Origin of the sequence: Bacteroides sp. DH3716P (assembly GCF_025914115.1) — a bacterium.
GTDB classification, from domain to species: domain Bacteria; phylum Bacteroidota; class Bacteroidia; order Bacteroidales; family Bacteroidaceae; genus Bacteroides; species Bacteroides ovatus.
In genome coordinates, this window is the sequence record NZ_CP083673.1 from 2,784,741 (window position 1) to 2,806,201 (window position 21,461).

Here is a 21,461-nt window from a genome sequence, read left to right on the forward strand (position 1 = left end):
ACTTTCATGGAAAAAAAGTAATGGATGCAATCGAAGAAATTTTTATAGGCTATATCTTTTTTCATTTAGTGGAGTGCAAATCACATTTCTTATTCTTCCCTTAAACCCCAGCAATTTGTCGCCTATCTGTTTCAATGGGAAGATAAGTGTTTCCTGATACCAAATGCTGTCTTTACGCAGGCTTTTCTGATTGTAAACTACACCGATTCGTCCTTCCAAACGTTCTTGTAGCTCTCCGTTTATGTAAAGTGAGGTCCCTTTGGCATCTCCCTCTACACGAACCTTTGTCCATTTTTCCACAGGCAAACGATAGGAATGGAAGATGAATTCATAGCCGTCGCGCGAGAATGCGAATTTACCCGTATTTTGCCAGTTCGCGGTGAAAACAGAATGGGGACCTTTGAATAAGACCGCATCGATATTGGGCTTTGGATCTGCGTAGATTTCAAATTCCACACTATATGGATAACCGATTTCGGGTATAGAGGTAAGAACCGAGTCGTTACCTTGCAGGATAATTTCCTGGCCGGAAAGCGTTAGGTCTTTTCTGTCATCTATGCTGGCCTGTAGATTTACGCCCGGTGCTTCCGGTGTTGTCCTGCACCACGTTTCGAAGGTTTCAAACGGTATGTTTCTTGTGTTTTCTCCTTTCCAAAGTTTCTCGCTCATAACCTGCATGGCAGGAAAGGTGCGTATATGTACATCCTGTTGGCTGATTCCATTTCCGACACGGTCGTTCCATACAGCAAACATGGCTCCTAATAAATTAGTAGACTGCTCTATCATTTCTCCCTCTTGCATCATTCGTGGTGACCAACTCTCATATATCCATTGATGATCCAGAAAGTTATGGTAGTAATTCACGGCTGGTACGATATATAGAAATGCATCGCATGTATTAATCGCTTTGGCTCCTTCCTGCAGTGCGGTTTCTAAGTCTAGCCAGCTATAATTCCATGCATTGACCGTTTTTCCTTTCAGATTTACGGGGGTATTTCCTTTCATGTGTTTCAGACTTCCCCATAATCGCGGATTTTTTCCATATTTGGTGATATACTTCAGATAGTATTCAGTGAAATAGCGGAATTGTTCCGCTTCTTTGAGGTTGTACTCATCAGTGCCGATATGTACGTCCGGTCCGACAAATATCGGGTGATCTCCCGAGAGATATTCGTCAAACAAAGTATCAAGGAAATCATATACCTCTTTTTTATAGAGGTCGAGATGATCCATACCATATTCTTTTTTGTCGGCTGCCAGTATCGGATTGTAATGAGTGAAAGCGAGTGAGTGTGCCGGAACATCAATTTCTGGGATGATATTGATTCCATATCGTGCGGCCATTTGCTGGAAGTTGCGGAATTCTTCTTTGGTGTAGGAACCATCTTTGGATGTGAGTCCCGGAAAACGGTCGCTTTCCAATCTGAAGGCGGCGTATGTTTTGTTCCAGTCATTATCGAAAAACTCAACGAAACCATTATCATTCAGATGTATTTGCAGTTCATTCATTTTATAGAACGAGAGAATTTTTACGTAATCCTGCAAATAGTCCATTGTGAAAAATTTCCTGGCTACGTCAATCATCAGTCCGCGGTGAGCATACTGCGGATAATCCAATGCTTTTCCTTTCATGAGTCCAAAAGGCTGGTTATGGATCATTTGCAACAGTGTGCGAGTTCCCCAGAATACTCCTTTTACGGTGGAGGCTTCGATGGTTACATGGTTGCGTATATCCAGTTCATAGCTTTCTTCTCCCAATGATGAAGGCGATTTTTTCACTGACAGATAGATAGAATGATTTTTCGGTTTTCCGGAGGTTACCTGATAATTCCAGCCGAACATATCTTTTAAGTCTTTTGCCATTATTTCCGCAGTTTCTTTCAACAGGCTTTCTGCTTCCGGAGCGATTATAATCTTTCCTGTTTCCGGTAGTGTCAGTTTGCCTTTTGCCCCATTCCAATGTTGTAAGGAGGGAATCACCTGCGGGATATCCGTTTGAGCGTATACTGTCATTCCTAATAGTAGTAAGATGGATAAGATGCTTATTCTCTTTTTCATATTTATTAGATGTTTATATATTAATCTTGATAGCGCAAAACTACGATATTTGGAAGTAAAGGGATTCTAAAAATAGACTTATAGCTTCCAAAATTCATTTTTTCAGTTATATAGGAGTATCTTTGTGACTTAATTTGATTAATAATGGAAAGTAAACACAAACTATCCATCAACCAGTGGGCACTGGAAGACCGCCCACGGGAAAAAATGATGGAGAAGGGAGCAGCCGCATTGAGTGATGCCGAACTACTCGCTATATTGATTGGCTCCGGAAATACGGAAGAAAGTGCTGTCGAATTGATGAGACGCCTGCTCCTGTCTTGTGATAACAATCTGAATTCATTGGCAAAATGGGAAGTGTGTGACTATTCCTCTTTCAAAGGTATGGGACCCGCAAAGAGCATTACAGTGATGGCAGCCTTGGAATTAGGCAAACGAAGAAAGCTGCAAGAAACCAAAGAGAGACTTCGAATCACTTGCTCAAAAGATATCTATGATATTTTCCAACCGATCATGTGTGACTTGGAACAGGAAGAATTCTGGGTGCTCCTATTGAACCAGGCAACCAAACTAATTGATAAGGTACGTATAAGTACTGGTGGCATAGACGGAACTTATACCGATGTGCGCACCATTCTCCGGGAAGCATTGCTGCAAAGAGCTACACAAATCGCGGTGGTGCATAACCATCCTTCGGGAAATATTCATCCCAGCCAACCGGACAGGAGTTTGACAGAGCATATCCATAAAGCGGCGGAAACGATGAATATCCGTCTGATAGATCACGTCATCGTTTGTGAAGACGGATTTTTCAGCTTTGCAGATGAGGGCCTACTCTAATTAGTAATACTACCTTATTTAAGTGAGAATATCTTATTTATTCTCACTCCTGCATTCATTTTTATACTGCGTGGGCGTCAAGCCTGTGTACTGTTTGAATGCAGTACTGAAATAACGTAAAGTAGTGAAACCTATCTGATCTGATATTTCAGTAAATGTCAGATCGGTGGTTTTTATCAGAGTAATGGCTTGCTCCAACCTGAATTTGTTGATATAGTCATTTGCCCCCATATCGGTGATAGCCTTCAACTTGTTGTAAAGAGATGTTTTACTCATTCCGATCTCTCTGCAGATAAAAGGAATATCTAAAGACGGATTGCTGATATTCTCGGAAATGAGCTTGTTAAACTTTAACAAGAACGTTTCATCCGCCTGGCTGAAAGTACTCTCCAGCGGTTGAGGGAAGTTGCCTATATGTTGATAGTGCTCTTTCGTTTGCTCCCGGTTGTATAGCCGGTTCTGTATAATCTTAACAAGAGTGTCTATCTCAAAAGGTTTTCCCAGATAAGCGTCCGCCCCGATTTTATACCCATACAGTCGGCTCTGTTCATCATTGCGTGCCGTGAGCAGAATCACAGGAATATGACTGATGCCGATATTCTCTTTTACCGCTTTGCACAGTTCGTATCCATTCATAACCGGCATCATCACATCGCTCACTATAATATCCGGAACTTGCTTTTGCGCTATTTCGAAAGCTTCCCGGCCATCATGTGCTATATAAATTGCTTTGAATAAGGATTTCAATTCTTTGGAGAGGAAATCTGTCAGGTTATGATTGTCGTCTACCAATAGCACTGTGTAATTCTGCGTAGAGAAGTCGAGTGTCTCGGGAGCGTTGATCTCATGATCTACGTCCGGTGTAATCAATTCATTGATGTAAGGTTTCGGCTGGCAGATGACTTCGCCCGACTCCAATCCCAAAGGTAAGTCGAAGAAGAAAGTGGCTCCTCCCGCTTCGTTGTTCATGGCTCCGATTTTACCTTTATGCAATTCCACCAGCATCTTGGCGTATGAAAGTCCGACTCCGCTACCGCCAATTTCCTGCTTGCCTTGATAGAAACGGATGAATACTTTCTCCATGTCTTCCTCTTGCATACCTTCTCCCTGATCCAAAACGGAAACACGGACGTATGAGTCATTTTTGCTGGTACGGATAGTGACGGTTGTGTTTTTAGGACTGTGTTTCAGTGCGTTCGTCAATAAGTTTGTGACTACGATTGTACACATACCCTTGTCAAATACCACCTCTTTTATGCTGTCGTCGAGCTGATAATCTATTTGCACTTCCTGGGCAGCTCCCTCGTCCGTAAAATCGGCACCAATCTCCTTTATCCATGAGTTAAATGGATAGGCTTGGAGTTTCAACTTGGTTTCTCCTACTTCCATCTTACGTACGTCCAGCACCATGTTGATAAGATCTTTCATCCGTTGAGCCTGTTTATGTATATTCTTCAACGGTGGATAAATGGCATCTGTAGAAGGAAGTGTCTTTAATATGCGGCTTAGCGGGGCATATATGAGTGTGAGCGGAGTTCGCAGTTCATGGCTGATATTAATCAGAAAACGAACTTTTTCTTCATACACATTCTGCTCGTGTTCTTTCATCATCCATTTCATCTTGTTTTCTTTGCGTCGAAGCAGAACGAAAACAATTTGTACCACAATGCCTATGCAAGCAATGATGCAGAGAGAAACGAACCACCAGCTTCTGTACCAGGGTGGCAGTACGTTTAATGTGAAAAGAAACTGGGGAGTTGTTTCATTTCCTTCCTGTGTGTTACAGCTCACCATGATGGGATAACTTCCCGGAGCAAGAGATGGGATCATCAATTCAGGGTTGTAGCCTTCGGTTTTAAGGTCTCCCATTTGGAAATGATAGACTTTGAGCCGGAGAATGTCCGCACCATAAGTCATGACACGGATCTTAATGTTTTTACTGTTCCAGGGGATGGATATCTTGTCTTGATTGAGCTGATACATCCTGTTCTCTCCGTTTATAGTCAGTTCGGCAAGGCGTATTTCCGGAGAGTCACTACTCTTTTCTATTTGAGTGTCTGCATTGATACATAGTAAGCCTTTTACACCTCCCATATAGATGTTGCCTTTGGGGGAAATGAGACGGGGCTCGGCCAAGTATTCATTGGGGGAAATTCCATCCGCTTCTCCGAACCATACAAAACGTTTGGTATCGGTGAGCCATATAAAGAGTTTCTGTTCAGCTCCTATCCACACTTTTCCTTTATTGTCGCATAACACGGTATTTACTTCATTAAATAAGGTGGTAGGAATTCTTTCGAATTTGCGGGTATCAGGGTGATAGGTGTACAGGCCACGGGTGCCTGCAATCCAGAATACGCCCTTGTCATCCCTGGATACAGCATTGAAGAATCCCTGTGGAGCACTTGCAAATATCTCCACTGTGTCTTTTTTACGATCCAGTCTATATATATTATAAGGATCGTTCAGGTAAATGGCAGTGGAATCATATCCAATGGAACTCAACAAGCCTTTTATTTTCACTTCTTTGGCACAAGGGACAGGAGTGAGTTGCCGGGTGGAAGTATGGTAGCGGTAAGGAGGCGAACTTAATATTAAGATCGAATTGGGAGTATCCCGGTATAAGTTGATTGGCTGTCCGCTATAGCGGATGTGATGCTCTAATGAAGGGCTCATAATAGCGAAAGGACGCTTCTTTCCTGTCTTTTTATCGAATATGAAGATACCTTTGGAAAAGGCAGATACTAACAATTCGTTGGGTGTGAAGCTGGTGATGGAGACCATCTTGTCTCCCCAAGTGTCGGGATAGTGCACAAATGTTTCTGTAGAAGGAATGAATTTATTGATACCTCCTCCGTCCGTAGCGATCCAGAGTTCTTCGGAAGCCGGTTCCTGATATAGTTGTAATACCGTACTTTGACTTAATCCTTTGTTGTGCCCTAACACAACATTAGTGTAAGTTCTCATGGATACTTCACGAATGTTGATAACCCCTTCACGTTTACTTCCCGCCCATATATTTCCGGCAGAGTCGCTATGCAGGCAGAGTATTGTATTTGTGGGAAGGGAATGATTATCTCCGGAGATATGTTCGAGTACGGTAATATTGCCGGTTGTGGGATCGAGGATATTGATACCTCCCCCGTCTGTTCCCATCCATATTTTTTGTTTGAATTCGGTCATGCACAATACGATGTCACTGCTCAAACGGGAGTTTTGAGTGGTATAGCTGGCTATCAATTTTCCCTGGGCGGAGAAACACTTGACGCCATTGTTGTAGGTTGACAGCCATATTCTTTGTTGGGAGTCTATGATGATTCCTACGTTGTCGTTCCCGTATTGGAAAGGAAATGGGGTTATCTCGAAATTCTTGAGGTTCATTTGCAGTATTCCCTGTTGCCAGCTTAGACACAATATGGTATCGGGTTTCCACATTTGTATGGATCGTATAATGAACGGCTCGTCGGTCTTGAATTCCCGTATGAGAGAAATCGTGTTGGTGGCATAAGAATATTTATATATCTTGTTGATCCCTCCGAACAGAAGCCCGTCTGCTATTTTGCAGATCGATTTGGCAATGATGGGCTGATTATTTAGTTTGGGGATAAAGAAGTTGTCGTGAATAAGAGAATAACGGGCGATTCCTGTGGTGGTCAGTATCCAGGTTGTCTGCTGATTATCTTCAATAATTTGCAGGATACTGTCGTTAGGCAGGGAATTTTCATTATCAGGTTGTGCGGTGTACTTTTTGAGTTCCGTTCCATCAAATCTGATTAGTCCTGTCGGAGTACCGATCCAGATGAATCCCTTTTGTTCGGTATAGATACAGCTGATGATAGACGGCATTCCGTTTTGGGAACCAATCAGTTTAAAGTCGTAATGGTTACCTATACTTATTGCTGGAAATGTGCCTACGATAAGAAAAGCCAGTAAGCAGAAAAAGTGTTTTATCCAAATACTTTTTTTCATCAGTCAAGATTATTAAGGGGAGATTAGTGAAACAAAAGTATGATTAATTCCGCTAAAACAAAAGAAATATTTCCAAAAACCGCCACAAAGACGTTCAAAAACGGAATATGGATGTTTTTGGAAACATTTTGGCGATTTTATGAACTCGCCATTCTGCCAATCAATCTATTTTTGTGGTGTATTTCAATGCCGGATAGTGTGGGCTATTGGCAAATGGAACTCAAAAAAACTTTTAGTATTAACTTTAATATAATGTTATGAAGAAAATGCAGATTAGGATGCAACTGGTGTGTCTCTTTTCAATGCTTTTACTGTTCTTCCCTGTGGAGCTCTTTGCTCAACAGGGCACTATCACTGGTAAGGTGGTAGACGAACGTGGCGAGTCCGTAATCGGAGCAACCGTTATGGTGAAAGGTTCTACTGATGGTACCATTACCGATTTGGATGGAAACTTTAAAATTAACGGTAAAGTAGGTACAACGATAACTGTCAACTATGTGGGCTATGCTCCTTTGGAAGTGAAAATCACTAAGCTAACAGGAAATCGGTTCGTGATGAAGGAAGACTCCAAAACTTTAGATGAAGTGGTGGTAGTCGGTATGGGAACACAGAAACGTAATACTATTACAGCGGCTGTAGCAACAGTTAATGCGGATGCAATCGCTACCCGTCCTGTGACGGATGTAACCAGCGCCTTACAAGGTAATGTGGCTGGTTTGAACTTTGCTTCGGATGCTTCTGAAAGCGGTACCGGTGGTGAAGTTGGCGGAGAAATCAAATTTAATATTCGCGGTATCGGTTCTATTAATGGTGGAGAGCCTTATGTATTGGTGGATGGTGTGGAACAGAGCTTGCAGAATGTAAATCCTGCCGATATAGAAAGTATCAGTGTATTGAAAGATGCTTCTGCAGCAGCCGTGTATGGTGCTCGTGCTGCGTATGGTGTGGTGTTAGTAACGACCAAGAGCGGTAAACAGGATAAAGCCCGGGTGACTTATCGCGGTTCTGTGGGTATGAGTGCACCTATCAACATGCCCGAGATGATGAACTCTGTAGAGTTTGCCAATTATAAAAATGCGTACCGTTCGGCAATTGGTGAGTCTCCATACTTCTCACAGGAGACTATTGATTTGATGAATCAGTTTTTGCAGAACCCCTATGGTGAAGGTCTGCCCGGTATTACCGCCAATCAGGAGAATACCGGTTGGCGTGGCGGTGAATCGCAGTATGCCAATACCGACTGGTTTGATTATTTCTATAAAAACAAATCTTTGCGTCATTCACACAATCTAAGTATCTCCGGTGGATCGGACAAAGTGACTTATTATGTCGGTCTGGGTTATACTTACCAGGGTGGTTTGCTGGATCGTGTAGAAGACTCTCTGGATAAATACAACGTGAATACCAAATTTCAGATCAAGCCGAATGACTGGTTGAAGTTTAACTTCAATAACAATATCACGTTGAATCTGATTTCCCGCCCGCTCCCCGATATGTCTATTCTTTATCATCAGATAGCTCGTTCGCAGCCTAATATGGTGACTGAAGTTCCTATTTCCGGGCTTTATAATCTTCCTTCATGGAATGAAGCTTTGTATCTGGACAATGTGGGCTATTCGCAGAACCGCATTTCTGATGCCATGACTTTTGCAGCTACTGTTACGCCTCTGAAAGGCTGGGACATTATCGGAGAGATGAAAGTTCGTTTTGATGTGCAGAATGATGAATTCTTGCAGAAGCAGCCCCGTACCACACGGCCCGACGGAACCATAGAGAATGTTACCGCTCCCCGGCAGGGATATTCTTATCCCGGTATCGAATATTCGAATTCTTTGTGGGGATCAATGACTCGTGGAAATCAATTCAACTATTATTTGTCTCCCAGTGTGTCGTCTTCATATACGAATCAATGGGGTGACCATTTCTTTAAGGCAATGGCCGGTTTCCAGATGGAAGTGCAGCAAAACTCAAGCATGTATGCGTATAAAGACGGAGTGATGAGCGATGATACATTCTCTTTTGACAATGCAAACGGAAAAGCCTATAATAGTGAAGCGCGTGACCATTGGGCAACCATGGGATTCTATACCCGTTTGAACTGGAACTACCAGAATGTCTATTTTCTGGAATTTAGCGGACGTTATGATGGTTCGTCACGTTTCGCTTCCGGCAATCGTTGGGGATTTTTCCCTTCTTTCTCTGCCGGTTATGACATTGCCCGTACCGACTACTTCAAGCAATGGAGCTTGCCTGTTTCACAGTTGAAAGTGCGTTTGTCTTACGGACGTTTAGGCAATCAGAATGAAGCCGGACTATATGATTATCTGAACTTCATGACATTGAGACCGGACTATTCAAATGCATGGTTGCTTTCCGGTGTCACTTCGGCTACTCCGGTACGTGGTACAGTCGCTTTAACACCTTCTATGGTAAGCCCGTACATTACATGGGAAAAAGTGGATAATGCCAACTTAGGTTTCGACCTGACTTTGCTTAACAATCGTTTGACGATTACGGCGGATATTTACCAACGTACGACCAAAGACATGATTGGCCCGGCTGAAGCAATTCCTGATATTGGCGGTATTGCTGTTGACCAACGTGCTAAAGTAAATAATGCAACACTACGTAACCGTGGATGGGAATTGTCGGTTAACTGGTCTGACCAGCTGAAGAATGGTTTCAGTTATGGAATCGGTTTCAATATCTTTGACTACAAAGCAGTGGTAACCAAATACAATAATCCGGAAGGATTGATTTATAACAACCACACCGGTCTGGTTCGTAACAAAGGTTATTACCAGGGAATGGATTTAGGTGAAATCTGGGGATATGAAGCAAATGATCTGTTTCTCACCAACCAGGAAGTGGATGAATATCTGAGAGAAGTAGACATGTCTTTCTTCAAACCGAATAAGGATTGGCAACGTGGTGATTTGAAATATATCGATTCGAACGGTGATGGTAAAATTGATCCGGGTTCGGGTACATTGAAAGATCACGGTGATTTGAAAATTATCGGTAATACGACTCCTCGTTACTCCTTCGGTCTGAACTTACATGCCGGTTATAAAGGTTTTGAAGTTTCCGCATTGTTCCAGGGAGTCATGAAACGTGATTTCCCGATGGCTGCAAGTACTTATCTGTTTAGCGGTGATTCCAACTTCTTTAAAGAACATTTGGATTATTATAATGTGTACAACCCAGGGGCTTACCTGCCGCGTCTGACAAAACCCGACAGTCCTGAATATAATGCGAACGTAGGTTACAACACTTCACGTTATTTATTGAACGCAGCTTATATGCGACTCAAAAACTTGATGATTTCTTATAACTTCCAGCCTAAACTGGTTAAGAAGATGGGATTGGAGAACTTGAAAGTGTATTTCACTTGTGATAATCTCTTCACGATTGACAATTTGCCGGACGTATTCGATCCTGAAACCTTGAATCAGGTAAATACATGGGCTGGGGGTAGTAACGAAACTGCTCCGGGATTGACTTCCCCAATGAAGCAAAATGGTAACGGAAAGGTATATCCGTTGAATAAAAACTACGTATTTGGTATTGAATTTACCTTTTAAACCATAAGATATGAAAAGAATATATATAATGGCTTTTGTAGCCGCTTCAATATTACCATTTTCATCCTGTTCAGATTTTCTGGATAGAGAACCGATAACCAAGCCGGAAGCCGGTAATTTTCTGACAGGTGCCATACAGGTTGAAAACTATATTAACGGACTATATATGACGTTGCCGTCTTTTAGTAAGTTCGGTTTGGGAGTTCGCAGTGAAGAAAAGAATAGTGACAATATTATTGCAGAAAAGTATGATGCCCGTTTGCATGGACAGAATAACCAGTTTAGCGGAGCTTCCGATTGGCAGACTGGTTATCAGAACCTGCGTAAAGTGAACTATTTTTTCCATAATTATAAAGTACCCGAAGCACAGGAAAACGAAGATGTACTGTCGTTGAAAGGGGAGGCTTACTTTTTACGTGCCTATTGGCATTTCGATTTATTGAAGAAATTCGGTTCTATTCCGGTAATGGATGCTTTTTGGGATGAGAATGCGACAATCGCAGGATTACAGATTCCCGCAAAGACACGTAATGAGGTAGCCCGATTTATTTTGAGTGATTTGGTTGAGGCGAAGAATCTGTTGCATTCGCGCGGTAAATATTCCGGAATTCGTATCAATAAAGAAGCTGCCATGGTTTTGGCAATGAATGTGGCGTTGTATGAAGGAACTTGGGAAAAGTATCACAGCAGCGATGATTTTGCATCTTCCACTAACGAATCAAATTATTTCTTGGGTGAAGTTATTAACTGGGGAAATGAACTGTTCGGTTGTGGCATTGATCTGTATAAAACCGGGCAAAATCCGGGAGATGCTTTTGCGGCATTGTTCAATAGCAAAGATTTGTCAGGAATGGGCGAAGTGCTATTGTGGAGGAAATATTCGAGTGATGAAGGAGTCTTTCATGATGTCAACGGTAATCTGAAGGCAGGTGTTGTCGACTCGGAAGGAGCTGCCGGAATTACTCAAAGCCTGGTGGATAATTATCTGAATGCCGATGGAACATTTATTGATCCGACAAATGAGAAATTTAAGGATTTTAAGGAAACATTTGAAGGCCGTGACCCTAGATTGATTCAAACGGTGATGAATGAAGGTGCCAAATTTGCTTCTGCCACTACTGCGACCCCAATGCATCTGGAAGAATATACGGATGAGAAGAAGAATACTATTAGTCCTCCTAAATTGGCAGGAGATGGAAACACACGTTCTTTGACGGGTTATCACATCCGTTTGGGAATAGATACCACCTTTGTAAGTGGTAATGGTGAGACTGCTTTACCTATTATTCGTTATGCCGAAGGTCTTTTGGCTTATGCAGAAGCTGCTGCTGAACTGGAAATGTGGAGCGATGATATAGCGAATAAGACATTGAAAGCGCTTCGTGAACGTGCAGGAGTGAAATATCTGGCACCGGCAAAGGATGCTAATTTCACCGATTTCGGTTATACATTGACTCCTGTTTTACAGGAAATCCGTCGTGAACGCCGTTCTGAACTTGCTTTGCAAGGTTTCCGGCTGGATGATCTCATGCGTTGGAAAGCCGATAAACTGATTGTCGGAAAGTGTGGTAAAGGTGCTTATGTAGGTGATGAATCTATTTTATTCAAATCTTACAGTCCGGATAATCAGAAAAGAATCAGAGAGCGTCTGACCCTTGATGATAACAAATGGGCGGATCCGATGGCCGGGACTCTGCCAAGCGGATATCAATTCCATGCAGATAGGGATTATCTGTTACCGATCCCTCCTTCAGAATTGGAATTGAACAAAAAGTTGAGACAAAACCCGAAATGGTAATCATTAATAATGATATAATAGGATAGATTATGAAGAAATATTTCTATAGATTATTACCAATTTGCCTGTTTATCCTTGTAATGACAGGCTGTAATGACACCGAGACGGTTATCTCTATCGGAGAAGCCCGGAATCTGGTGGCCGAAATCAGTACTCAAAGTGCTGCTATCGGAGATAATGTGACCTTTACTGTGAAGGTAGATCAGCAAGACAATCAGTTGGCACTCGAAGAAGATATAGACGTTGTTCTGACTTTTGCAGGTAAGAATGTAGGAGGAAAGGATGTCCCTGTATCTGATGTCTTTGAAGGCTTTGCTGGTCATCTTTTTATGAAGAAAGGTGAGAAACAGGGATTTACCGAATTTAAGGTAAAGAACGATCTGGCTAAATATCCTATATCGGGTACTATCACCGCTTATGTCAGAGGATACAAGATCAATGCGGCTGAACGTCCGATTGTGGTATCTGATAAACACTACACCATCTTGTCATTGAAGAACAATTCGGACAATACGGTGAAAGAGTATGGCTCATTTATTCTGGTCGCTACGGTAGGAGCGTCAGCTAAGGAAGATGTAGTCGTTCATATTGATGCGGGTGAAGATGCGGATAAATATGAGAATCTGCCGAGCGAATTGGTGGTGAAAGCCGGGTATAAAACAGCTGAATCTGAACTTATATGGGTGAAAGGAGAGAAAGGACCGAATACTTTCACTTCTGTGTCTATGTCTTTTGCTACCGATTCTGAAATTCATCCGGTATATGGGGACGAGTTGGAAATTAAGGTTACTGATACGGATGCAGGTTTGACTCCGGGCACCGAGTTAACCAATGAGCAATGGGTTTATACAGATCCGGATCAGATATTTGTATCAGCCAGCAATAAAAAGGCTGTAGAAAAATGGGATGAGGTCAGAGCTGCGTCAGCACTATTGATAAAGGAGGGTGATCCGCATCCGAATGAAGCGTTAGCTGCTGAAGGATGGACATTCCTGAATTCTTATGAGTTCCATCCGATTGATGCTTTGACAGAAGGTACCGGACTCCCCAATCAGTATGGTAATCGTCCTCCACGTTTTATGGCGGCACAGAATGTGGCTAACACACAGAAAGTACAAGCGGTTGTAAATGAGAAATATGCAACGATGACTCAAGATGGATATTTGAAAATGTGGTGTGCGTATGATCCGGGAATCAGTGTGACAGGGGAAATTACGGGAACAAGAGATTTTGGAGTTTCCTCCCTCTATGCAAGTAAGTTTGATGGTGTGCCTACGGGTGCTGATTCTTGGGAATCCAGCAATGTACGCATTTTGCCGGGCACTCGTGTGGAAGTTAGAATCCGTGTGCGTGGAAAGAAACACTCTTTCAACTCGGCAGTCTGGTTCCAAGGAAATATCAGAGGTGTGCAATGGTCTACCTATGGTGAGGTTGATCTTCTGGAAAATCCGGCTACCAATGCGAATCCGAATGGCGCTTGGCAGACTTTCCACTGGAATGATATATCCACTTCATCCGGTGATAAGTATAAACCGTCTTCAGGACAGTTGATAATATCGGATATGGATGAATTCGATATCTATTGGATGGAATGGAGAGATAATAACGAGATTGCTTTAGGTATTAATGGTAAAGAGAATGTACGCATGAGGACTGACGGCAGCTATACCGGAATAGCTAATGGAACGGCTTCATGGAACTCGTCTACACATTGGCCGTTTACGGACAAATACAATACGGAAGGGTTACATTTACTATTGACATTTGCCGGATGTAATGAATGGGCGCTTGGTGACGCTGCGGTAGAACAGGCTGCTAAAGATGGTAGTTGGGCAAACGACTTTAAGCATATTTCTTATCAGGAAAGTAAGTCTAGCAATGATACGCCACGTATGGAAATCGACTGGATACGTTTCTATAAGAAGCCAACCTACGACTATTTTGGAAGTGGTACTCCAACGCGTAACAAACCAATGTATTAATGGTTGTTGAAATAAAGATATTTAATCGAACAAACTTTTATATAGTTATGAAAAAGGTTTATCACTTATTGAGCGTTGCACTGCTGGGCGCAATGGCACTAACCTCTTGCGAAGAGGACAAGATAGTGAATGAAAATAACGGTGAAGGGAACGAAACCGACAAGAATCTGACTGATTATTCATTTATAGCTTCTATTAAACAGTCCGCCCCTTTGGGTCGCAGCAATTTGCAGAATGGAGTGTATACATGGAATAAAGGAGATGCTGTTACATTATGGAATCGCAACTTCGGAGCCGGCTATGATTTCTCTATCACCCCGGGGTATAATGACAACCAACCTGACAAATCTGCTGAATTCACAGGAAAAGCTGCTGTAGAAAATGGCCATAAGCTGATTGCGGTATTTCCACGGAAAGAAGCAAAAACATTTAATGACCTGGCTACCTTTTCTATGCCGGAGACATTTACTCAGACTGGAAAAACAGCAGAACTGGCAGCCACTACCTATATGGTTGCCACCGGGGATGTGACTGATAATAAGATTCCTGCATTAACGTTTTCACCATTGACTGCATTGATACAGTTTGGTTTGAAAAACACGTCGGACCGGGAACTGAAGATTCGCTATATTACGCTGGAGAGTGATGATGATGTATTTCCCGCAGAGTTGAAGATCGACGAAGACGGAGTGGTACAGAGTCTTTCAGGTATGCGTAACAAACTGACACTTGACATGAGTGGACAAGCATTGGCGCAGAATGAAACATTAAACGGGTATTTGAATATATTACCTACAACCTATGGTGATACCCGGTTGATGAAAAGTACGACCGAACTGAATATTACAGTAAGCGTTTTGAATAATGAAGTGGAACAGGATATTATCCTGCTGAAAAAAGTAAAAGTCAAAGATTTGGAGGATAACATCGGACTTGATATGGATGCTACTGCCAATCAGTTTGCAGCCGGCAAGCATTATAAAATGGATTTTGAGGTAGATTATCGTTTCAGAATTCCTGATGAGGGCTATATGATCGATGATGATGGAAATATTCATATCTATAATAAGACTGGATTATTCGGATGGAATAAAATTGCGGATGAATACCGTAAGGCAACTGTTACTTTAGAAAAAGAATATATCGATGAACCGGCAGGGGATGGAATAAAAGTGATTGATATGGGTAATGAACTTTGGGAACCTATTAGTGCGTTTGGAGGTGTATTTGAAGGTAATGGTGTTACCATCCGCAATTTGCAAATAGCTAATAAAGGTTTTATAGCTACCAATACGGGAACTATCCGGAATTTGACTTTGGAAAATGTAAGTTTCTCTGCTGATATCACAGAGGGAGCAGGAGCATTGGCTGCCGAAAGTTCAACGAGTGTCATTCAGAATTGTACAGTCAAGGGAGTGACTGTAACCGTTATAAAACCGGTAGTTTTTGGTGGTTTGATCGGTCGAAACTCCGAAGGAAGAATAGAAGGTTGTCAAGTTATCAGTGGAACTATTAACCTTAATTTGAGTGGTGCTGGTAATTCTAATTATGGTGGCTTGGTTGGTGAGCATTTTAATGGAACGGCTCTTATTATAAATTCGTATGTCGGTGCAGATGTAACAATCAAGCATCCTAGTAACTCTAGTGGTGCATCCTGTGTCGGCGGACTTGTTGGCTGGAACAACTCCGGTAAAGTCAAAGGTTGTTACTCATTAGCCAAACTTGAGGTTTCTTGTTCCGGACAAGTAGGAGGACTTATAGGGGCTAATAGTAACGGTACGGTTCTGGCCTGTTATGTAGCCGGTTCAATTAGTGGAACTATCTATAATAATACTGGCGGTTTCATTGCACAGAATACCATTAATAATGCTGATGCTACTGTGACGGCTTGCTACTCGACCACGCAGATAAATGTGACTAATAATGCTGGAAGTAATAAATTGGGAGCTTTCGTCGCTTCGAATTCAACAGGAATCAACCAGTGTTATTTCGTAGGCGAGACGGTGACTAATCCTGTAGGAAGCGGATCTGTAAATGGAATTAGTAAGGTAACAGCTACTCAACTCAAGGATAAGAAACGTCAGATGAATCTGGCAATAGAAGCCAAGGATCCAGAATTTGGTTTTAGCTTTAAAGTGAATGAGGATGCCGGAACTAATATATACTGTCCGTTGATTCTACAGGGGGCTGTGAAAGAACCTGGCTTCGGTGGATCAGATTTTGGAGATGGTGGTGATATTTAAATAACTGATAACAGAAAAAAATAAATCATGAATAAAATCTATTCTTTATTAGGGATCGGGCTGCTAAGTGCAGCCACCCTAAGCTCTTGTAAAGAAGATGTTTTCATTGAAGGTGGGGATGAACTGCAACGGGGAGAATCACAGACTTATGTGGCTGTTGCTTCTATCCGGGGGTATGAAAATACGGACAAAGAATCGTCTACACGTGCCAACGTACAAGATGACGGTAGTTCCTTTATGTGGAATGCCGATGATAAGGTTACACTTTGGAATGGAACAAATGGCTATGATTTCACAACCATAAATTATGATGAGAGTGAACCGTCTGGAAATGTGGAATTTGCAGGGAATGGTAACTTTGAAGAGGGAGCTACTGTTTGGGGAATCTATCCGAAAAAAGATGTTCCGACTTCAGGGAATGTTTTCACTTTTACGTTGGGAGATGCTACGCAAAGTGCCCAAAAAGCAGAGCTGCAGAATACGATGCACATGCTTGCTAAAGGCACGGTGAATGGGACTACCGTCACCAATCTTAAGTTTGAACATTTGACAGCTCTTTATCAGTTTAAATTCACCAATCGAAGACCGGATGCCTATAAAGTGACAAAGGTGGTTGTTTCGGCTGATGCTGCTATTTTCCCAAAAACGTTGACAGTTTCGGGAGAAGAGAAAACGTATGGTGATAAAAGTAATAGTCTGACTTTGTCTATGACAAGTTTGGAAATGGCAAAGAATGAAGTTGCATACGGTTATTTGAGTTTCTTCCCGATGGCAGACATGACAAAGGATACAGAATTAACCTTTACTGCTACGATAGAAAAAGTGGGAGATTCTTCCTCTACGGAAACAATAGAGAAAAAAGGAAAGATCAGTGAACTTTATAATGCCGAATCGGTGGTAGCAGGAGATGAATATAAATATGTGGCTGGAAAGCGATATGGTATATCATTTATGCTGGTGGCAGACTTGGGATATGAGGAGACTGAAGCGGGTAAGTATTTAGTCAAGAAAGAAGATGGGTTGATAAATTTGGCAAGTGAACCGACTGTTATGACGAATGTTGCTACGGTAATTACATTAGATGCTGATCTTGATATGTCGACTAAAGAGGCATGGGTACCGGTTACGGAGTTTAAAGGTGCATTGGACGGCAATGGCAAGACTATTTCCGGTCTTACAATTGAAGCAACAGGAAACGATGCCGGTTTGTTTATAACTAATAATGGTATCATTAAAAATTTAACCCTTAAAGATGTAACAGTGAAACAAGTGTCAGGCGCAGCTGGAGCATTTGCAGCAATAAATACTGGAACGATTCAGAATTGCGTTATTGATGGAGGAGCGTTGACTGTCAATGGAGCAGATGCTAAGTTGGGGGCTATTACCGGACATAATCAGACTGGTGCGTCAATGATAAAGGATTGTAAGGTAAAAGGTAATGTGGTACTGACTGTTGCCGGTGGTAAAGTAAATGCCGGTGGATTGGCAGGTGTGAACGGATGGTGGTCTAAGGCACAAATACAAGGTTCTTCGATTGACAAGGAGGTATCCTTTGTATATAGAGGTAATGGTGAAGGTGCCATCGGAGGACTTGTGGGTTGGAATGTTCAGGGAACCATAACTGGCTGTTATTCTTTGATGACTATTACTGCATTTACAGCTGTGAATGCCGGTGGTCTGGTGGGAGGAAACGAAGGACCTGTAACCGCTTCGTTTGCTGCTGGTGAAATAGTGGCCAAAGCGTCCGGAAATATTGGCGGTTTGGTGAAAAATGGTGGAACTTTGACAGGATGTTATTCAACTTCTGTGCTTTCTGGCACTGCTTCTGTTACCATTTGTGGAATATCAACGGGATCAGTGACAGCAAACGAATGTTATTTTATGTCCGACGGAGTTTCGAATCCGGGTGGAAACTTACCAACTTCAACTAAGGTAAGCGATGCTGCTGCCCTGATTGATAAAATTGCATCCATGAATCAAGCGATAGCTGGCTCTGGTTACAAGTATGTTGAAAATACAGGAACCGACAGTGCCAGAGTACCTTTACTCATTCAACCGGATGAATAATAACTGACAGGTATTAGTTTGAATCCCCTTATTTATCCTTGTTTTGTATATGAAGAGGACAAATAGGGGGATTCGTATCTGGAATATACTATCTTTGTGTGTCGAAGACATCTTTGGGTTGATTGCGACATACAACATGACATTCATCGTAAAATAAAACTTTATATGAGACGAATCTTTGTTAGCTTACTGCTTTTATCTCTGTTTTTTATGGGCTATGCCCATGAGCCGGAATTTTCAACAGCCGGTTTCTTCCGGTTGCCGGATACCGGGCGTGATGTGTACTCGATGAATCCTGCCTGGCGTTTTTATAAAGGAAGTGCGGTGGGTGCCGAAGCAAAAGAATTTAACGACAAAGCCTGGCAGGTGGTGTCTTTACCTAATGGTATTGAGTATCTTCCTACTGAGGCTAGTGGTTGCATCAATTATCAGGGGGAAGTATGGTATCGTAAACACTTTACTCCATCCGAAGCATTGAAAGGAAAGAAACTGTTTCTCCACTTTGAAGCCATTATGGGTAAAAGTAAGATTTATGTAAACGGTAAATTATTGGCAGAGCACTTTGGAGGCTATCTTCCCGTATCGGTAGATGTGACTGATGCATTGAAGTGGGGAGAGGACAATGTGATTGCGGTGTGGGCTGATAATAGCGACGATCCGACCTATGCGCCTGGAAAACCACAAGATGTGTTAGATTATGCCTACTTGGGAGGTATTTATCGGGATTGCTGGCTGATTGCACATAATTATGTGTTTATCACGGATCCGAATTACGAGAACGAAATAGCAGGAGGCGGACTGTTTATTGCCACCGATCGTGTATCGGAGCAATCGACAGATATTCTCTTGAAAGCGCATATACGTAATGAAGACAAACAGGGCTTTGCAGGAAAAATTTCCTATTCTTTAGTAGACCGTGCAGGAAAAGAAGTGGCATCGTCAGATGTGAAACTGAATATCCGTAAAGGGACTGCGACAAGTCATAATGGAAAGATGAAAGTGAAGCAGCCGCATTTATGGACTCCTGAATCACCTTATCTGTATAATCTGTGTGTGCGTATTTATGATAAGAATGGAAATGTAGTAGATGGTTATCGTCGTCGTGTCGGTATCCGTAGTATCGAATTTAAGGGAAAAGATGGCTTCTGGCTGAATGGAAAACCTTATGGTAAACCTTTGATGGGAGCTAATCGGCATCAGGATTTTGCAGTTGTAGGAAATGCGGTTGCCAATAGTATTCACTGGCGTGACGCCAAGAAACTGAAAGATTTGGGGCTGGAAGTAATCCGTAATGCACATTGTCCGCAAGATCCTGCTTTTATGGATGCTTGTGATGAACTTGGTCTGTTTGTTATCGTGAATACTCCGGGATGGCAATTCTGGAATAACGAACCCATTTTTGCCAAACGGGTTTATAATGATATACGTAATATGGTTCGTCGTGACCGTAACCATCCTTGTGTATGGCTGTGGGAACCGATCTTGAATGAAACATGGTATCCGGAAGATTTTGCCGGGTGTGTGAAAGGGATTGTTGATGAGGAATATCCTTATCCGTCCTGCTATTCCGGTTGTGATGTGCAAGCCAAGGGCTCGCAATATTTTCCGGTACAGTTTGCCCATCCGATGGATCTTTCAAAACGTGATCCTAAAATTACATATTTTACACGCGAGTGGGGAGATAATGTCGATGATTGGAGTTCGCACAATTCTCCAAGTCGCACAGCCCGTAACTGGGGAGAACAGCCTATGCTTATACAGGCTGCTCATTACGCTTCTCCTTATTATAATTACATTTGCTATGATGGTTTGTATAAAGAGTCTCCCTGGCATGTGGGCGGATGCTTGTGGCATTCGTTTGATCATCAGCGGGGATACCATCCGGACCCGTTCTATGGTGGATTGATGGATGTATTCCGTCAGCCTAAGTATTCCTATTATATGTTTAAGGCGCAACGTCCGGCTGTCGTTTCCGAGAGTTTGGCAGAAAGCGGACCGATGGTTTATATTGCTCACGAGATGACACCGTTCTCAAGCAGAGATGTAACGGTGTATTCCAACTGCGATGAAGTTCGTTTGACTGTGAATAAAGATGGGCAAACTTATACCTATAAAAAAGACAAGACACGAAAAGGAATGCCTTCTCCGGTAATAACTTTCCCCGGGATATTTGACTTTATGGTTGATAAGAAGATGACTCGTGAAAAGCATGATGCGGACGTCTATTTCCTGGCAGAGGGACTGATGGATGGCAAGGTGGTGGCTACACATAAAGTAATGCCCGCCCGCCGTGCAGAACAGATTCGTTTGAGAGTAGACAACGAAGGAATCGGACTGCGTGCTGATGGATCTGATTTTGTTACTGTTGTGGCAGAAATCACAGATAAGAATGGAAATGTAAAGCGTTTGAATAATTATTATATCAAGTTCTTTGTAGAAGGAGAGGGACGTATTTTGGGCGGAGCTAATGTATTGGCAAATCCTGCTCCGGTGAAATGGGGCAGTGCTCCCGTATTGATCCAGTCGACCACGACTCCCGGAAAGATTAAGGTAAGAGCCAGTGTTTTGTTTGAGGGATCACAGATGCCCGTAAGCGGTGAACTGGAACTAACATCTTCCGCTCCAATGTATCCATTGATATTTGATAAGAAAGAAGAAGCGTTGCCTAAGCCATCCGAATCGTTCTCCATGGACAAGAAGAGTGATGCTGAACTGGAGTTGGAACGCCGCCGTCGTGAACTGAATGAATTAAAACTGAAAGAAGTGGAGCAACAACAGACAGATTTCGGTGAGAAAGTAGATTTAGACTACTCATTACAACAATTTACTGTTCCGGTGTGTTTTTTAGTAACCGGAGATAGAGAGTAAATGATATATTCTTTAGGCACGGGATACGCATTCCGTGCCTAATTTTTTATGT

Annotated in this window: 9 protein-coding genes; 7 read left to right on the forward strand and 2 right to left on the reverse strand. The window is 42.4% G+C overall.

Features of this window, described 5'->3' with window-relative positions; genetic code table 11:
• Positions 1-42: 42 nt before the first annotated feature.
• The gene (locus tag KQP79_RS10340) at positions 43-2,058 is read right to left on the reverse strand and encodes a family 20 glycosylhydrolase (protein WP_004310642.1); all 2,016 of its coding nucleotides are present in this window, start codon (positions 2,056-2,058) and stop codon (positions 43-45) included.
• Positions 2,059-2,202: 144 nt separating this feature from the next.
• Between KQP79_RS10340 and radC the strand changes: the two genes are divergently transcribed.
• A complete protein-coding gene (gene radC, locus KQP79_RS10345; protein WP_004299741.1) occupies positions 2,203-2,898 on the forward strand; it encodes a RadC family protein in 696 nt (231 codons plus the stop codon).
• A 33-nt stretch (positions 2,899-2,931) separates the two neighbouring features.
• Here the strand turns inward: radC and KQP79_RS10350 are convergent, their stop codons facing one another.
• Entirely contained in the window at positions 2,932-6,867 is a 3,936-nt protein-coding gene (locus tag KQP79_RS10350; protein ID WP_022198971.1) for a response regulator, read from the reverse strand.
• A gap of 257 nt (positions 6,868-7,124) precedes the next feature.
• Between KQP79_RS10350 and KQP79_RS10355 the strand changes: the two genes are divergently transcribed.
• The 6 genes from KQP79_RS10355 to KQP79_RS10380 all read left to right on the forward strand — a co-directional run bounded on the left by KQP79_RS10355 (position 7,125) and on the right by KQP79_RS10380 (position 21,409).
• Positions 7,125-10,451 carry a SusC/RagA family TonB-linked outer membrane protein gene (locus KQP79_RS10355; RefSeq protein ID WP_061447982.1) on the forward strand — a complete coding sequence of 1,109 codons (3,327 nt, stop codon included), beginning with the start codon at positions 7,125-7,127 and terminating at the stop codon, positions 10,449-10,451.
• 10 nt (positions 10,452-10,461) lie between these two features.
• Positions 10,462-12,249 (forward strand): RagB/SusD family nutrient uptake outer membrane protein, encoded by a 1,788-nt coding sequence (locus tag KQP79_RS10360; protein WP_138343215.1) that lies wholly within the window; start codon positions 10,462-10,464, stop codon positions 12,247-12,249.
• Between the two features lie 29 nt (positions 12,250-12,278).
• Positions 12,279-14,231, forward strand: a complete 1,953-nt coding sequence (locus KQP79_RS10365; protein ID WP_004310520.1) for a DUF5006 domain-containing protein — start codon at positions 12,279-12,281, stop codon at positions 14,229-14,231.
• A gap of 47 nt (positions 14,232-14,278) precedes the next feature.
• Positions 14,279-16,474: a hypothetical protein gene (locus KQP79_RS10370; RefSeq protein ID WP_022198969.1), complete on the forward strand. Its 2,196-nt coding sequence runs from the start codon at positions 14,279-14,281 to the stop codon at positions 16,472-16,474.
• A 27-nt stretch (positions 16,475-16,501) separates the two neighbouring features.
• Positions 16,502-18,541, forward strand: a complete 2,040-nt coding sequence (locus KQP79_RS10375; protein ID WP_004310518.1) for a GLUG motif-containing protein — start codon at positions 16,502-16,504, stop codon at positions 18,539-18,541.
• Between the two features lie 165 nt (positions 18,542-18,706).
• Complete coding sequence (locus tag KQP79_RS10380) at positions 18,707-21,409, forward strand: glycoside hydrolase family 2 protein (RefSeq protein WP_022198968.1); 2,703 nt, start codon at positions 18,707-18,709, stop codon at positions 21,407-21,409.
• The last annotated feature ends 52 nt before the right edge of the window (positions 21,410-21,461 follow it).

What these genes read in the sequence shown, in the direction of transcription:
- KQP79_RS10365 (WP_004310520.1), top strand. Translation starts at nt 12,279, where the DNA reads ATGAAGAAATATTTCTATAGATTATTACCAATTTGCCTGTTTATCCTT.
- KQP79_RS10360 (WP_138343215.1), top strand. Translation starts at nt 10,462, where the DNA reads ATGAAAAGAATATATATAATGGCTTTTGTAGCCGCTTCAATATTACCA.
- KQP79_RS10380 (WP_022198968.1), top strand. Translation starts at nt 18,707, where the DNA reads ATGAGACGAATCTTTGTTAGCTTACTGCTTTTATCTCTGTTTTTTATG.
- KQP79_RS10350 (WP_022198971.1), bottom strand. Translation starts at nt 6,867, where the DNA reads ATGAAAAAAAGTATTTGGATAAAACACTTTTTCTGCTTACTGGCTTTT.
- KQP79_RS10355 (WP_061447982.1), top strand. Translation starts at nt 7,125, where the DNA reads ATGAAGAAAATGCAGATTAGGATGCAACTGGTGTGTCTCTTTTCAATG.
- KQP79_RS10340 (WP_004310642.1), bottom strand. Translation starts at nt 2,058, where the DNA reads ATGAAAAAGAGAATAAGCATCTTATCCATCTTACTACTATTAGGAATG.
- KQP79_RS10370 (WP_022198969.1), top strand. Translation starts at nt 14,279, where the DNA reads ATGAAAAAGGTTTATCACTTATTGAGCGTTGCACTGCTGGGCGCAATG.
- radC (WP_004299741.1), top strand. Translation starts at nt 2,203, where the DNA reads ATGGAAAGTAAACACAAACTATCCATCAACCAGTGGGCACTGGAAGAC.
- KQP79_RS10375 (WP_004310518.1), top strand. Translation starts at nt 16,502, where the DNA reads ATGAATAAAATCTATTCTTTATTAGGGATCGGGCTGCTAAGTGCAGCC.